Raw genomic sequence first — 15025 nt, forward strand, 5'->3', positions numbered from 1 at the left:
GGTTGATTCCCGGCACGGGTTCCCGGCATAAGCTGGTGAAATGCCTGCCACGCCCCTGCCGCAACCACCGGAAGTGCGCGGCGGTATCCCCAAACGTGGGCCATTGAACGCCCTGGAAAACGCGTCGTCGGCGGCAATCCTGCGGGTCCTGCGGGTCACACTACACACGGGGTTCGCGCTGCTGCTGGCCGTCGGCCTGGTCCGGATGCTGATGTCGGGAGGCGCCCTTCGCTGGGTGTGGGCCGCCGCCGCCGTCGTTCTTGCTGCCCTCTACCTGGCCGGCACGGTCCTGGAAAAGCGCCATGCCGAGGGACGGACCGTGGTGGATCCCCGCCGGTACAGCGTGCTGTGGCTCGGCCTTGTGACGGCCTTGTGGGCGTTCCTGCTCGCCGGCAGCGCCGACTTCGCCTGGCTTGCTTTCCCCATCTTTTTCCTGCACCTTCATTTGCTCCCGCGGCGTGGCGCACTCCTGGCCATCGGGCTGATGACGGCGGCGGTGATCGGCTCCCAATGGGCCGCCAGCGGCTCCCCGGTTCCACACGCGGCGGCGGTGGTGGGGCCTGTCCTGGGTGCAATTTTTTCCGTGATTACCGGCCTGGCTTACGCGGCCCTTTACCGCGAGGCCGAAAACCAGCGGCGCGCAGCCGATGAACTGCGGCGGACGCGTGAGGAGCTGGCCCGGTCCCAGCACGAGGCCGGGGTCCTCGCCGAGCGGGAGCGGCTGGCCCGGGAAATCCACGACACGCTGGCGCAGGGCCTATCCAGCATCGTGCTGCTGGGGCGGGCCGCCGGGCAGTCGCTGGCGGAAGGTGACTCCGCCACTGCTGCCGCCCGGCTGGCATTGGTGCAGCAGACCGCGGCGGACAACCTCTCCGAGGCCCGCAGCTTTGTCCGTGGACTGTCTTCACCCCAGCTGGAGGGGACCACGCTGGTGGAGGCCCTGGACAGGTTGTGCGGCAGGACCGAGACCGACGCTGCGGCTGCGGGGGTATCCCTGCGCTGTCGGCTGGAGGTGGATGGGGAACCGCAGGACCTGCCCCAGCCTGCCCGCGTGGCCCTGCTGCGCGCCGCGCAGGCGAGCCTTGCGAACGTCCGCGAACACGCCCGGGCAAGTACCGCCGTCGTCAGCGTTGCCTTCCTGGGCAACGAGGTGACCATGGACGTGTACGACGACGGCCGGGGCTTCGATCCCGGGGCTGCGGGTGGTGCCGCGGGCGCAGCGGACGGCAGCGGCTTCGGGCTGCGCTCGCTGCGGGAACGCGTGGCCGCCCTGAACGGGACCCTGGCGGTGGAATCGGCGCCGGGCGAGGGCACGGTTGTGGCCATCCGGCTCCCGGTGGAGGAACCGTGAGTGGGGTCCGCGTCCTGTTGGTTGACGACCATCCGGTGGTCCGCGCCGGGCTGCGTGCCATGCTCACCGGGTCCGAGGGCATCGCCATTGCCGCCGAGGCTTCTGACGGCAAGGCGGCGCTGAGGGAACTGGCGCGGCTTACTGCCTTGAACGAGGCACCCGATGTGGTCCTGATGGATTTGCAGATGGGGGAAGGAATGGACGGCGTTACGGCCACCGCCGAGATCCGGAAACTCGACGCACCGCCGCCGGTACTCATCCTCACCACCTACGACACGGACGCGGATATCCTCGCCGCGGTGGAGGCGGGGGCCAGCGGCTACATGCTGAAGGACGCTCCGCCGGAGCAGTTGCGGCAGGCGGTACTGCAGGCGGCCGCGGGCGGCACGGTCCTGGCGCCCCGGGCCGCGGCACTGCTGATGGACCGGATCAGCAACCCGGGCACCTCGCTGACCCCGCGCGAAGTGCAGTTGCTGGAACTGCTGGCCACGGGCCTGTCCAACCGCGCCATCGCCAAGCAGGTGTTCATTTCGGAAGCGACCGTGAAGACGCACCTGGTGCACATCTACGGCAAGCTCGGCGTGGATAACCGCACGGCAGCGATCGCTGCCGCCACACAGCGGCGGATCATCCGGCCGCCCGGCGCCAAGGGCTGACCTGTCGGCGCAGGATCGCGAAACCTGCCACGTCCCGGTCATTCCGGTGCAGTAGGTTTGTTCCACGGTGTTTACAGGTGCCGTTGTTTCCAGGCCACGTTGTTCGAAGGAGAACGAATGTCCCGTCCGGTTCCCTCGGTTGATGCCCTTCTTGCCACCTACGGTGCGGCCGATGCCTGCGCGGCCGGTCTCCTGTGCGACAGTCACGATCCCAACGCTGTTGCCTTCACAGTGGTGGCAGCTGATCTTTCCGCGGAGGACATCACCTATGGCGAGCTCCGGGAACGCTCGGAGCGGGGAGCCGCCGCCCTCGCGGAGCTGGGCATTGGTCCTGGAGATGCCGTGGCCACCCTGATGGGCAAGTCGGCAGACCTGGTGGTCATGCTCCTGGCCATCTGGCGGCGCGGAGCGGTCCATGTGCCACTGTTCACGGCCTTCGCATGGCCGGCTATCGAATTACGGCTGACTGCCTCCGGGGCAAAGGCCGTCATCACGGATCCCGACCAGCGGGTGAAGATCCAGCAGACCTCTGCCGCCGTGCTCGTCGCCGGCGCGGAAGCTTCCCAGCCGGACCTGGCACTCACGCCCCTCCTGGCCAGGCAGCAGCCGGGGATCGTTTCAGAGGTCGTAGGCGGTGACGGTGCCCTGGTGCTGATCTTCACGTCCGGAACCACGGGCGCGCCCAAAGGCGTACCGGTGCCCCTCCGGGCATTGGCCGCGTTCCGCCAGTACATCGAACTTGGCCTGGACGTCAGTGAAGAGGACGTCTTCTGGAACGCCGCGGACCCCGGCTGGGCCTACGGACTGTACTACGGGATTCTCGGCCCCATGGCGGCGGGACGGCGGAACCTGCTGCTGCGCCCCGGGTTCTCCCCGGAACTCAGCTTCAAGGTGTTGGAGGCACTTGCCGTTACCAACTTCGCGGCAGCTCCCACGGTCTACCGCACCATGCGCGCCAAGGCCGACGCCGGCACTGGACCCTTTCGACTTCGGCGCGCCTCCTCCGCCGGCGAACCGCTGACCCCGGAGGTGATCAGCTGGGCCCGGGAGGTGCTGGGCGTCCCGGTGCGGGACCACTACGGACAGACCGAACACGGGATGATGATCATCAACGCCTGGCATGACGACGTGAGGACGGAGCTCAGGCCCGGTTCCATGGGCCGCCCCCTGCCGGGCTGGAGCTGCGCGGTCCTTAAGGACAACGCTGACGGGCCGGCCGCCCCCGGCGAACTGGGCCGCGTCGCCGTCAACGTGGCGGAAAGTCCCATGATGTGGTTCACCGGGTACCAGGATGCGCCGGAGAAGACCGCGGAAAGGTTCAGCGCGGACGGCAAGTGGTACCTGACCGGTGACGCGGGCATGGTGGACCAGGACGGTTACTACTTCTTCTCCTCCCGGGATGACGACGTGATCATCATGGCCGGCTACCGGATTGGCCCGTTCGACGTGGAAAGCGTCCTGGCCACGCATCCGGCGGTGCTGGAAAGTGCCGTGGTGGGCGCTCCCGACGAACTGCGCGGTGAAGTCCTCGAGGCCTACGTGGTCCTGGCCGAGGGCACCGCCGCCAGTGATGACCTGGTGGTTGAACTCCAGACCATGGTCAAGACGCAGTTCGCCGCCCACGCCTACCCGCGCCGCATCCACTTCGTCGCGGACCTGCCCAAGACGCCGTCGGGAAAGCTGCAGCGCTACATCCTGAGGCAGCAGCGGGCAGGGATCCCCGTCGATTAGGGCGCAGGGAAGCCACCCTCAAAGTTCGATCAAGATTGGCCAAAGCCGCGGCAATTTGTGATTGGCACAAACTACCGGCCGGTAATTTATAACTGTTTCCATCGCCAGTTCCCCGGCAGGAAGCAAGGAGCCCCCGCGCTGGAGCGAGACTCGCGCGGGGGCTTTCCCCAAGCCACGGAGTCCTATTCCGTTCGCTCCACCGGGTGGAAGTGTTCCACTACCGGAAACGCTCGCAGAAACGGGGCCGCCGGGAACGCCACTGCTGGTACATGGGTGAGCCCCGGAACCCCACGCACGCGTTCGCCGGCTATTCGGTGTCGATCCAGTAGCGGCGCTTGCCGTTACGCGTGTCCTCGTATTGGCCGCCGTTCTTCTCGATGGTTGCACGCGAGCCAGCGTTGTCCTCGTCGCACGTCAGGAGAACCCGCGCGATTCGGAGCGCCCGTGCCAGGGGCAGCGCATCGGCAAGTGCTTTCGCGGCATGGCCGCGGCGCCTTGCGGAGGGCCGGACGCTGTAGCCGATATGCCCACCTTCGTTGAGGAGGTAGTCGTTCAACCCGTGCCTGATGGCCAAGGACCCAAGGAACGTGCCGCCGTCGGCAATCCACAGGTAGGTGCAGGGCACGTAGCCAGGCTTTCGCACCGTCTCCGGCAGCGCGTCTTTGATGAGGATATCGACGAAGCGGCCAAAGACGGCGGGGTCCCGGAGATCGTCCAGCGACCAGCCCTCCGCGCCTGCACCGTCCAGGTGGGCACCTTGGAACTCCGCAGTTCCTTCCAGCCAGGAAGAGTGGAGGGTTGGGTCCGGGACGATGAGTTGGGCCATGACTGGATCCTATGCCGCCTGCCGGAGCAATGCGGGATCCCGGCCCGCGGCAGGGGAGCGGGGAGACGTATTCCCGGGACGCCGCTGCTGCCCTGTACTATCTCCCCGGGGACCCTTTTGCGGTCTGGAAGGGGACGGTAATGGCTGGTGCTCACTCGACGGCCGCAGCGCCCAGCGATCCGCTGGGCAGGGACGAATTGCTGCAGGAGTACGGGTTCGCCTTCCCCGCCGGGAACGGCGCTTCGGCCACCGAGGCCGAGCTGTCCACCGAGCCGCTCGAGAATCTGGTGGAGCTGGCCGCCAAACTCTGTGGAGTCCCGTTCGGGGTCATTAACGTCCTCACCTCCGATGAGCAACGCCAGGTGGCTGCCGTGGGGATTGACGCCGGCGTCTGTTCCCGCGAGGACTCCATGTGCTCGAAAGTCTTCCACTCCGGGGAAATGACCGTTGTCCGGGACGCCTCGCTGGATCCGCGTTTTGCGACCAACCCGTTCGTGACAGGGGAGATCGCCGCCGTCCGGTTCTACGCCTCCGTGCCCCTGGAAATGTCGTCAGGGTTCGTGCTGGGGTCACTGTGCGTCTTCTCGGATTCACCGGCGGCTCCGGATGCCGGCCAGCTGGACATGCTGGAAATCCTGTCCCGCCAGGCCGTGCAGCTGCTCGAACTGCAGCGGCGCACGCTGCAGCTGAACCGCGCCCTCACCGAGGTGCGGGAAAGCAATGCCAAGCTGGCGGAGTTTGCCGGGCGCGTCAGCCACGACCTGCGCGGGCCGCTCACCACCACGCTGGGCTACGTGGAGATGGCGGAAGACGAAGTGGAGGGCGACCACCCGGCGGCCGAGTACCTGCAGATCATCAGCGCCAGCGGCCACCGGATGCTGGCCATGCTCGAGGACGTCCTGACCTACTCACGGATGGGCGGAGTCCTCCAGCGGCAGCGCGTATCCCTCCAGGAAGTGGCGGCCGAGGTGGCGAGGGATTTGGGCCTGTCCTTCGGGCCCGGAGCCGTCCTGGACAGCGAGGAGATGAAGCTCGACGTGGACCCGGGGCAGTTGCGAACCCTGCTGCAGAACCTGGTGGCCAATGCCATGAACTACCGGAGCCCGGAACGGGACCTCAACGTGCGGATCAGCGGCATTTCGAATTACCACGGCATCACTGTGCTGGTGGCGGACAACGGCAAGGGCATTGCGCAGGCGGACCGGCAGCGCGTGCTTGAACCACTGGTCCGGCTGCACCGACAGGGGGACGGGCACGGTTCCGGCCTTGGGCTGGCCATCTGCCGCCGCATTGCCGAGGCGCACGGCGGCGAATTGAGCCTGAAAGAGTCACCCGGCGGCGGAACCACGGCAGTCATCAGCTTCCCGACCGATCAGTAGGCCGCTCTCAGGCAGGTCCGGGCCGGCTGCGTGATGCAGCCGGCCCGGACCCCCGGGTCAGGTCATCCCGGTCAGTTCAGGTCGAAGCGGTCCAGTTCCATGACCTTCGCCCAGGCGGCTACGAAGTCGTGCACGAACTTCTCCTTGGCGTCCTCGCTCGCGTAGACCTCGGACAGCGCCCGCAGCTGCGAGTTCGAGCCGAAGACCAGATCCACCGGGGTGGCCGTCCACTTCAGCTCGCCGGTGGCAACGTCGGTGATTTCGTAGACGTTTTCCTCGGCCTCGGAGGCCTTCCATTTGGTGCCCGGCGAGAGCAGGTTGACGAAGAAGTCGTTCGTCAGGACCTGCGGCTTGTCCGTCAGCACACCGTGGCCGGAACCGCCCACGTTGGTGCCCAGGGCCCGCATGCCGCCCAAGAGCGCCGTCATCTCCGGCGCGGAGAGGTCCAGCATGTACGCCTTGTCCAGCAGGAGGGTCTCGGGCTGGATCTTCGCACCGGGGCGCAGGTAGTTGCGGAAGCCGTCGGCCCGCGGCTCCAGGTACTGGAAGGATTCGACGTCGGTCTGTTCCTGTGAGGCGTCCGTCCGGCCCGGACGGAACGGCACTGTGACGGGGAACCCGGCGTCGGCTGCTGCCTTCTCCACCGCGGCGGCGCCGCCCAGGACGATCAGGTCCGCGAGCGAGACCTTCTTGCCGCCGGACTGTGCCGAGTTGAACTCCTCCTGCACGCGCTCAAGGACGGGAAGCACGGTATCGAGCTGCTCCGGTTCGTGGGCTTCCCAGCCGCGCTGCGGCTCCAGCCGGATCCGGGCGCCGTTGGCCCCACCGCGCCGGTCCGTCTTGCGGTACGTTGCAGCCGACGCCCAGGCCGTGCCCGCCAGTTGCGGGATGGTCAGTCCGGCGTCAAGGAGTTTGGCCTTGAGCCCGGCGATGTCCTGCTCATCGATCAGTTCATGGTCGACGGCGGGGACCGGATCCTGCCACAGCTGTGCCTCCGGAACCCACGGGCCCAGCATGTGCGGGCCCACCGGTCCCATGTCGCGGTGCAGCAGCTTGTACCAGGCCTTGGCGAAGGCCAAGGCGAACTGGTCCGGGTTCTCCAGGAACCGCCGGCCGATCTGCTCGTAGGTGGGGTCGAAGCGCAGCGACAGGTCCGTGGTCAGCATGGTGGGCCGGTGCTTCTTGTTGGGGTCGTGCGCGTCCGGGATGATCTCTGGAGCGTCCTTGGCGATCCACTGGTGGGCGCCCCCGGGGCTCTTGACGAGTTCCCACTCGTACTCGAAGAGGATCTCCAGGAAGCGGTTGCTCCACTGCGTAGGCTTGTCCGTCCAAGTGACTTCAAGGCCGGAGGTGATGGTGTCGCCGCCCTTGCCGCTGCCGTAGGTGCTGAGCCAGCCAAGGCCCTGCGCCTCAAGGTCTGCACCCTCCGGTTCCGGGCCAACGTGTGCGTCTGCGGGGCCGGCACCGTGGGTCTTGCCGAATGTGTGGCCGCCGGCGATCAGTGCGAAGGTCTCTTCGTCGTTCATGGCCATGCGCTTGAAGGTCTCACGGATAAACGCGGCAGCAGCCACGGGATCCGGGTTGCCCATGGGGCCTTCGGGGTTGACGTAGATGAGGCCCATTTCGGTGGAACCGACGTTGTCCGCCATGGTTCCCTCACCGGTGTACCGCTCATCTCCGAGCCAGGCGTCCTCGGGACCCCAGAAGATCTGTTCGGGCTCCCAGACGTCCTCGCGGCCAAAGGCGAAGCCGAAGGTCTTGAAGCCCATGGACTCAAGGGCCACGTTGCCGGCGAGGACCAGGAGGTCCGCCCAGGACAGCTTCTGGCCGTACTTCTGCTTCACGGGCCACAGCAGGCGGCGGGCCTTGTCCAGGTTGGCGTTGTCCGGCCAGCTGTTCAGCGGGGCGAACCGCTGGCTGCCGTCGCCCGCGCCGCCGCGGCCGTCGTGGACGCGGTAGGTGCCGGCAGCGTGCCAGCTCAGGCGGATCATCAGTCCGCCGTAGTGGCCGAAGTCCGCCGGCCACCAGTCCTGGGAAGTGGTCAGGACCTGGCTGATGTCCTGCTTGAGGGCTTCGACGTCGAGCTTCTGGAATTCCTCGCGGTAGCTGAAGGACGGGCCAAGCGGGTTGCTCGCCTGGCCGTGCGTGTGCAGCACGGAGAGGTCCAGCTGGTTGGGCCACCAGTCCTGGTTGGTTCGCGGCCGGTGTCCCTTGGGGGCCGGCGAATCGATCGCAGGGTTTTCGCTTTCACTGCCCTGGGCGGTGGCACTGCCATGGGCCACCGGGCACCCGCCCTCAACCTTCTGGTCCAGGCCCTGTGCGCTCCCGGGAGTGGGGACCGGGGGATGGTCTTGGGGATCGGTCATGTGCTTATTCCTTCCGTTGGGCCGAGGCCGCGGTTGGACTCGGGCAGCCGGTGCAACCCTCCTATTTGAACATGGACCGGGGACTGCTGGAGACCCGCCCGGGCCATGGGTGAAACCCGGCCTGTCATTGCCCCGTCCCTCGCAATTTGTTCGGCACCTCCTGTCCGCCGCTTGCCGGCGCTGGAATATCTGACTGACGCTCCGACTTGTCGCCAGAGGGTCCATGGTGGCCCATTGTCCCGGCGTACCGCAGCGCGCGGGCCTCCGCCCACGCGTGAGGCCGCGCTGAGGCGCGGATGCAAACCAAGCACCTACCAAGAGGAGCGCTATGACCATCGGATCAGGAACAGCATCAGGAACAGCAGCGGGCAACGGACGGACCGCCCTGGTGGCAGGGGCCACCGGCATTGCAGGCTCCGCGCTCGTGGATACCTTGGCCGGCGAAGGCTGGGAAGTCCTTGCCTTGTCCCGCAGGCCCGGTCCCGGGCGGCCAGGCGTCAGATGGCTTTCCGCAGACTTGACCTCCGCTGAGTCGCTGGCCGCCGCGCTTGCTCCGGAAAATCCCTCCCACGTGTTCTTTACTGCCTGGTCCCGCCGGGACACCGAGGAAGAGAACATCGCCGTCAACGCGGGCATGGTGCGCGACCTGCTTGGGGCACTGCGGGGCAAAGGGGTGGCACATGTTGCCCTGATGACCGGGCTCAAGCACTACCTGGGACCGTTTGAGGCCTACGCCGCCGGGGAAATGCCGGACACGCCGTTCCATGAGGAGGAGCCCCGCCTGCCGGTGCGGAACTTCTATTACGCACAGGAAGACGAACTGTGGGCCGCGGCGGGCGAGCAGGGGTTCACCTGGTCCGTACACCGCGCCCACACGGTTATTGGGCACGCCGTTGGCAACGCCATGAACATGGGCCTCACACTCGCGGCGCAGGCCACCCTCTGCCGGGACAGCGGGGAACCGTTTGTCTTTCCCGGATCCAAAACGCAGTGGGACGGCCTCACCGACATGACAGACGCCGGCCTGTTGGCCGAGCACATGCTCTGGGCTTCAACTACCCCTGCAGCCGCCAACGAGCCCTTCAACATCGTCAACGGCGATGTGTTCCGCTGGCGCTGGATGTGGCCGAAGCTTGCCGCGTACTTCGGTGTGGAATGGGAGGGCTACCAGGACGCGCCGCGTCCCCTTGGGCAGTCCATGGCAGGCCGGGAGGACCAGTGGCGGCGGATCGCCGCGGAGAACAACCTCAGCGAACCCGACCTGGGCCGCGTGGCGAGCTGGTGGCACACGGACGGAGACCTGGGGCGCGGCATCGAGGTAGTGACGGACATGGGCAAGAGCCGGGATGCGGGCTTTACGGGGTATCGCCGGACGCTGGATGCCTTTACCTTGCTCTTTGACCGATACCGGGCCGACCGGCTGATTCCGTAATGACGCGGTCGCGTCCGGCGAACAGACCCGCCAGCGCCAGGATGGCCATGGCTCCGGCGGTGCCGAGCAGCGGAAGGGTCCAGTCCCCGCTGGCATCCCGGAGTGCACCAAAGGCCACCGGGCCCACCGCGGCCAGGCCGTAGCCCACGGACTGGGCCATGCCGGACAGCGATGCTGCCTGCGGATGGTTCACGGTCCGGAGGCTGAACAACGACAGGGCGATGACAATGAGGCTTCCGCATCCGACGGCGCCCAGCAGGACCCACAGGAGGATGAGGTCAGGCGCGAGCGCCAGGCCCAGGAAGGTGACGAACACCAACGCACCGCTTGTGAAGGACACCAGCCGCTGGTCCGGTCCCCGGTGCAGGACTGCGCCTGCCCCCAGGCTAGCGAACACGCTGATCAACAGGAAGGCGGACAGGTGCACGCCGGCAGTGGCGGCGGGGACCCCGCGGCTTTGCTCAATGGTGGGCAGCCACGCCATCAGGACGTAGAAGGCGATCGATTGCAGCCCCATGAACGCAGTCACCTGCCAGCCCAGCGCTGAGCCCCAGGGCGACCGGTGTGCCGGTTCCTGCTTTTTGGCGTGCACGGCGCTTGTCCCGTGCCGGCGCAGCCAGGACAGGAGCACGGCCATGGCAATGAGGGCCAGCCCCACCCAGGCTCCCAGGGCCAGCCGCCACCCCGCCGGGGAGGTCTGCGCCACGGGAACGACGACGGCGGCCCCCACCGCTGCGAACGCAGCCTGGGCGGCGGTGTAGCTGCCGGTGACCTGGCTGACCCGCAAAGGGAAGTCCCGCTTCACGAGGGAGGGAACCAGGACATTGAGGAACGCGATGGCCACGCCGATCAGTACCGTCCCGGCCCAGATGAAGCCGGGCACCGGCAGTGAGCGGAGCACGATGCCCGATCCGAGGATCAGCAAGGACATCCACAGTGCCCGGTCCAGGCTCAGCCGGGCAGCAAATCCGGGGGCCAGGGGTGAGAAGACTGCGAAGGCGATGAGCGGGAGGCCGGTGAGGAATCCCGCTGCGGCACTGGACAATCCCAAGTCGCTGCTGATGTTGACCAGCACCGGTCCGACGCTGACAAAGGACACCCGAAGGTTGACTGCGATGAGCAGGACGCCGATGAAGGCAGCTCCGAACCTGGCAGTGCGCTGGGAAGGGTTCCGTGTGCCGGCAAGCATTCGTTGTTTCTTCCATCCTTTGGCGGGGTGGCGGGCTTATGGCGCCCATCCAGTTCTCTCATACTGAAGTACCCACCGGTGCTGCCGGATCCCCGGCGCGTCCGGCGAATACGCCGTGGGAGAACCTGCCATTTTCCCAGCCAACTGTGAGGATCATCCGCTCTCCACGGACGTACACTGACCTTCGCACCACGTTTTGTGGACACTCCGTCAGGTGAGGGCCTATTTCGTATGCTCTGGAAGTTGCTCGTCGAATACCTGCGGCCGCACCGGCCGCTGCTGGCCGCCGTCGTGGTTTTCCAGCTGGCGCAGTCCATCGCGTCGCTGTACCTGCCCACGCTGAACGCAGACATCATTGACCAGGGCGTGGCGCGGGGCGATACCGGCTACATCCTGTCCACCGGCAGCTTCATGCTGCTCATCACGCTGGTGCAGATCGTGTGTGCCGTCATCGCCGTGTACTTCGGCGCCAAGGCGGCGATGGGCCTGGGCCGGGACCTGCGCGGCGCCATCTTCGAACGGGTGGGTGAGTTCTCCGAACAGGAAGTCACCAAGTTCGGTGCGCCCAGCCTCATCACCCGCTCCACCAACGATGTCCAGCAGGTCCAGCAGCTGGTGCTGATGTCCGCCACGCTCATGGTGGCCGCGCCCATGCTCAGCATTGGCGGCGTGATCATGGCCATCCGGCAGGACGCCCAACTGTCCTGGCTGATTGCCGTCTGCGTCCCGGTGCTGCTGATCGCCGTCGGACTGATCGTCACCCGGATGGTGCCGCTGTTCCGCAAGATGCAGGCACGGATCGACACCGTGAACCGGGTGCTCCGCGAGCAGCTCACCGGCATCCGGGTGGTGCGGGCGTTCGTGCGCGAGGACATGGAAACGGAACGGTTCGCCGGTGCCAACGCGGACGTTACCGATGTTGCGCTCCGTGCCGGACGGCTGATGGCCCTGATGTTCCCCGTGGTGATGCTGGTCCTGAACGTTTCCAGCGTGGCGGTGATCTGGTTCGGTGCGTTCCGGATCGAGGACGGGTCCATGCAGGTGGGCACCCTGATCGCGTTCCTGAGCTACCTGATGCAGATCCTGATGTCAGTCATGATGGCCACGTTCATGGCGGTGATGATTCCGCGTGCGTCGGTGTCCGCGGACCGGATCGGTGAGGTGCTGGGCACCAATTCCAGCGTCCTGCCGCCGGAGCAGCCGGCCACCAGCGCGGTTCGGCGCGGTGAGCTGGAAATGCGCGACGTCGGGTTCGCCTACCCGGGTGCCGACCAGCCTGTCCTTTCCGGGATCAGCTTTACGGCGCGTGCGGGGCAGACCACGGCGATCATCGGCAGCACCGGCTCGGGCAAGACAACCCTGGTGAACCTGATGCCGCGGCTGTTCGACGCCACCTCCGGGGCGGTGCTGATGGACGGCGTGGACGTCAGGGACCTGGACCCGGACCTGTTGTGGGGGCACATCGGGCTGGTGCCGCAGAAGCCCTACCTCTTTTCCGGCACGGTGCGCAGCAACCTGCTGTACGGCAACCCGGACGCCACCGAGGACGAGCTCTGGAGCGCGCTGGAGATCGCCCAGGCGCGGGATTTCGTGGAGCAGATGGACGAAACGCTGGACGCGCCCATCTCGCAGGGCGGCACCAATGTCTCCGGCGGGCAGCGGCAGCGGTTGGCGATCGCCCGGGCACTGGTGAAGCGGCCCGAACTGTACATTTTCGACGATTCGTTCTCATCCCTTGATACCGGGACCGATGCCCGGCTGCGCCAGGCGCTGAAGCGCAACATTGCGGGGGCCACCATGGTGATCATCGCCCAGCGCGTGTCCAGCATTGTTGATGCGGACCAGATCCTGGTGCTCGACGACGGCAGGATCGTTGCGCAGGGCACGCACCAAGAGTTGCTGGAGACTTCGGATACGTACCGCGAGATCGTCTCGTCCCAGCTGGCAGCGGAGGAGACGGTATGAGCCAGGGACCCACATCCGCACGCGGCACAAAAGGTGCCTCCGCTTCGGGACCCGGCCAGGCCGACGTCGTACGCATTCCCCGTCCCGCCGGCGGACCCGGACGTGGCGGACCCTTCGCCGGGATGAACGTGCCGGCGGAGAAGGCGATGAACTTCGCCGGCTCCGCCAAACGCCTGCTGGGCACGCTCCGGCCGGAACGGCTCTGGCTGGTACTGGTGTTGGCCATGGCCGTGGCCGGCGTGGTGCTGCAGGTGATCGGGCCCCGGCTGCTGGGCGAGGGCACCAACCTGATCTTCTCCGGCGTGGTGTCCAAGCAGTTGCCGCCGGGGATGACGCAGGCGCAGCTGATAGCGGCGCTGCGGGCGGCCGGGGACAACCAGAAGGCGGACATGCTCAGCGCCATGACGCTGACCCCGGGTGCCGGGATCGACTTCGGCGCGCTTGCCAACGTGCTGACGTGGGCGCTGGTGCTGTATGTTCTGGGGTCGGCCTTCATGTGGGGGCAGGCGTATGTGCTGAACGGCGTGGTACAGCGGACGGTGTTCGGGCTCCGCGAGCAGATCGAGGCCAAAATCAACCGGCTGCCGCTGCGGTATTTCGATTCGATCCAGCGCGGTGAATTGCTCAGCCGGGTGACCAACGACGTGGACAACATTTCGCAGAGCCTGCAGCAGTCCATCAGCCAGGCCGTGACGTCCGTGCTGACGGTGCTGGGCGTGCTGGTGATGATGTTTATCCTGTCGCCCACGCTGGCGCTGATCGCCCTGGTGACCATTCCGCTGACGCTGGGGATCACGGCGCTGATTGCCAAGCGGTCGCAGAAGCTGTTCGTCCAGCAGTGGAAGAACACGGGCGAGCTGAACGGGCAGATCGAGGAGACCTACACCGGGCATGCGCTGGTGAAGGTGTTCGGCCGGCAGCGCGAGGTGGGGGAGCGGTTCCGGCAGAAGAACGCCGAACTGTATGAGGCGAGCTTCGGGGCGCAGTTCATTTCCGGTCTGATCATGCCGGCCATGACGTTCATCGGGAACCTGGTGTACGTGGGCATTGCCGTGGTGGGTGGCCTGCAGGTGGCGTCCGGGGCGATGCAGCTGGGCGATGTTCAGGCGTTCATCCAGTACTCGCGGCAGTTCACCCAGCCATTGGCGCAGCTCGGCTCCATGGCCAACCTGCTGCAGTCCGGTGTGGCGTCTGCCGAGCGGGTGTTTGAGCTGCTTGATACGGAGGAGCAGTCCGCCGATCCTGTGGGGGCTGCCTTGCAGAGCCCTGATGGTGCTGCGCGCGGGCGGCTGGTGTTTGAGGACGTCTCCTTCTCCTACTCGCCGGACAAGCCGCTGATCCATGGGTTGTCCCTGGTGGCGGAGCCGGGCCAGACGGTGGCCATTGTGGGGCCGACGGGGGCGGGCAAGACCACGCTGGTGAACCTGATGATGCGGTTCTACGAGCTCGACGGCGGGCGGATCACCTTGGACGGGGTGGACATCACCACCATGAGCCGGCACGACCTGCGCTCCCGGATGGGGATGGTGCTGCAGGATACGTGGCTGTTCGGCGGCACCATTCGCGACAACATCGCGTACGGGCGGCCTGCTGCGTCTTCTTCTGAGGTTTTGGAGGCGGCACGGGCAACGTATGTGGACCGGTTCGTGCGCTCGTTGCCCGAGGGGTACGACACCGTGCTGGACGATGAAGGCTCCAACGTGTCCGCCGGCGAGAAGCAGCTGCTGACCATTGCCCGGGCATTCCTGGCTTCGCCTTCTGTGTTGATCCTGGATGAGGCGACCTCGTCCGTGGATACCCGGACCGAGGTGCTGGTGCAGAAGGCCATGAGTGCGCTGCGGTCCGACCGGACGTCCTTTGTGATCGCGCACCGGCTGTCCACGATCCGCGACGCCGACCTCATCCTGGTGATGGAGGCCGGCCAGATTGTGGAACAGGGGACGCACGCGTCCCTGCTGGCTGCCGGTGGGGCCTACGCGCGGCTGTACGAGGCCCAGTTCGCGGCACCGGTGGCGGAGGTGTAGGGAGGCCATCCTGGAGGATATCGCTCGGCGTCCTGAGTTGTCCCAGGCAGACGGCATCGCGATCTTTGTCGCGACGCCGTCTATCCTCGCTGAATGATCGCCATTC

General features: G+C 66.8%; 10 protein-coding genes. 7 read left to right on the forward strand and 3 right to left on the reverse strand.

The genetic code is table 11. From position 1 onward, the window contains the following. The first annotated feature begins 40 nt into the window (after positions 1-40). The 3 genes from J2T23_RS06630 to J2T23_RS06640 all read left to right on the forward strand — a co-directional run bounded on the left by J2T23_RS06630 (position 41) and on the right by J2T23_RS06640 (position 3738). The gene (locus tag J2T23_RS06630; RefSeq protein WP_307358272.1) at positions 41-1351 is read left to right on the forward strand and encodes a sensor histidine kinase; all 1311 of its coding nucleotides are present in this window, start codon (positions 41-43) and stop codon (positions 1349-1351) included. Continuing rightward, positions 1348-2007, forward strand: a complete 660-nt coding sequence (locus J2T23_RS06635; RefSeq protein ID WP_307358275.1) for a response regulator — start codon at positions 1348-1350, stop codon at positions 2005-2007. The genes J2T23_RS06630 and J2T23_RS06635 overlap by 4 nt, the downstream gene beginning before the upstream one ends. Positions 2008-2124: 117 nt before the next feature. Continuing rightward, entirely contained in the window at positions 2125-3738 is a 1614-nt protein-coding gene (locus J2T23_RS06640; protein ID WP_307358276.1) for an AMP-binding protein, read from the forward strand. Positions 3739-4045: 307 nt separating this feature from the next. On the opposite strand, the gene J2T23_RS06645 is transcribed toward J2T23_RS06640, so the two are convergent. Further along, positions 4046-4564 carry a GNAT family N-acetyltransferase gene (locus tag J2T23_RS06645; RefSeq protein ID WP_307358278.1) on the reverse strand — a complete coding sequence of 173 codons (519 nt, stop codon included), beginning with the start codon at positions 4562-4564 and terminating at the stop codon, positions 4046-4048. 140 nt (positions 4565-4704) lie between these two features. Between J2T23_RS06645 and J2T23_RS06650 the strand changes: the two genes are divergently transcribed. Then, the gene (locus J2T23_RS06650) at positions 4705-5943 is read left to right on the forward strand and encodes a GAF domain-containing sensor histidine kinase (protein ID WP_307358280.1); all 1239 of its coding nucleotides are present in this window, start codon (positions 4705-4707) and stop codon (positions 5941-5943) included. Positions 5944-6014: 71 nt separating this feature from the next. Here J2T23_RS06650 and katG read toward each other — a convergent pair whose 3' ends face one another. Then, entirely contained in the window at positions 6015-8309 is a 2295-nt protein-coding gene (gene katG, locus J2T23_RS06655) for a catalase/peroxidase HPI (protein ID WP_307358282.1), read from the reverse strand. Between the two features lie 328 nt (positions 8310-8637). On the opposite strand from katG, the gene J2T23_RS06660 reads away from it, so the two are divergent. Continuing rightward, a complete protein-coding gene (locus J2T23_RS06660; RefSeq protein WP_307358284.1) occupies positions 8638-9741 on the forward strand; it encodes an SDR family oxidoreductase in 1104 nt (367 codons plus the stop codon). On the opposite strand, the gene J2T23_RS06665 is transcribed toward J2T23_RS06660, so the two are convergent. Next, positions 9695-10930 (reverse strand): MFS transporter, encoded by a 1236-nt coding sequence (locus J2T23_RS06665; protein ID WP_307358287.1) that lies wholly within the window; start codon positions 10928-10930, stop codon positions 9695-9697. The genes J2T23_RS06660 and J2T23_RS06665 overlap by 47 nt on opposite strands. A 231-nt stretch (positions 10931-11161) precedes the next feature. Here J2T23_RS06665 and J2T23_RS06670 point away from each other — a divergent pair, with 231 nt between their 5' ends. Both J2T23_RS06670 and J2T23_RS06675 read left to right on the forward strand, forming a co-directional pair. Then, a complete protein-coding gene (locus J2T23_RS06670) occupies positions 11162-12895 on the forward strand; it encodes an ABC transporter ATP-binding protein (protein ID WP_307358290.1) in 1734 nt (577 codons plus the stop codon). Beyond that, positions 12892-14919: an ABC transporter ATP-binding protein gene (locus J2T23_RS06675; RefSeq protein ID WP_141182525.1), complete on the forward strand. Its 2028-nt coding sequence runs from the start codon at positions 12892-12894 to the stop codon at positions 14917-14919. The genes J2T23_RS06670 and J2T23_RS06675 overlap by 4 nt, the downstream gene beginning before the upstream one ends. Positions 14920-15025: the final 106 nt, after the last annotated feature.

Source organism: Pseudarthrobacter niigatensis (genome assembly GCF_030812615.1).
GTDB lineage: Bacteria > Actinomycetota > Actinomycetes > Actinomycetales > Micrococcaceae > Arthrobacter > Arthrobacter niigatensis.

Excerpts from the sequence above, each read along its gene's own strand:
- J2T23_RS06630 (WP_307358272.1), top strand. The coding sequence starts at position 41 with ATGCCTGCCACGCCCCTGCCGCAACCACCGGAAGTGCGCGGCGGTATC.
- J2T23_RS06640 (WP_307358276.1), top strand. The coding sequence starts at position 2,125 with ATGTCCCGTCCGGTTCCCTCGGTTGATGCCCTTCTTGCCACCTACGGT.
- J2T23_RS06645 (WP_307358278.1), bottom strand. The coding sequence starts at position 4,564 with ATGGCCCAACTCATCGTCCCGGACCCAACCCTCCACTCTTCCTGGCTG.
- J2T23_RS06650 (WP_307358280.1), top strand. The coding sequence starts at position 4,705 with ATGGCTGGTGCTCACTCGACGGCCGCAGCGCCCAGCGATCCGCTGGGC.
- katG (WP_307358282.1), bottom strand. The coding sequence starts at position 8,309 with ATGACCGATCCCCAAGACCATCCCCCGGTCCCCACTCCCGGGAGCGCA.
- J2T23_RS06660 (WP_307358284.1), top strand. The coding sequence starts at position 8,638 with ATGACCATCGGATCAGGAACAGCATCAGGAACAGCAGCGGGCAACGGA.
- J2T23_RS06665 (WP_307358287.1), bottom strand. The coding sequence starts at position 10,930 with ATGCTTGCCGGCACACGGAACCCTTCCCAGCGCACTGCCAGGTTCGGA.
- J2T23_RS06670 (WP_307358290.1), top strand. The coding sequence starts at position 11,162 with ATGCTCTGGAAGTTGCTCGTCGAATACCTGCGGCCGCACCGGCCGCTG.
- J2T23_RS06675 (WP_141182525.1), top strand. The coding sequence starts at position 12,892 with ATGAGCCAGGGACCCACATCCGCACGCGGCACAAAAGGTGCCTCCGCT.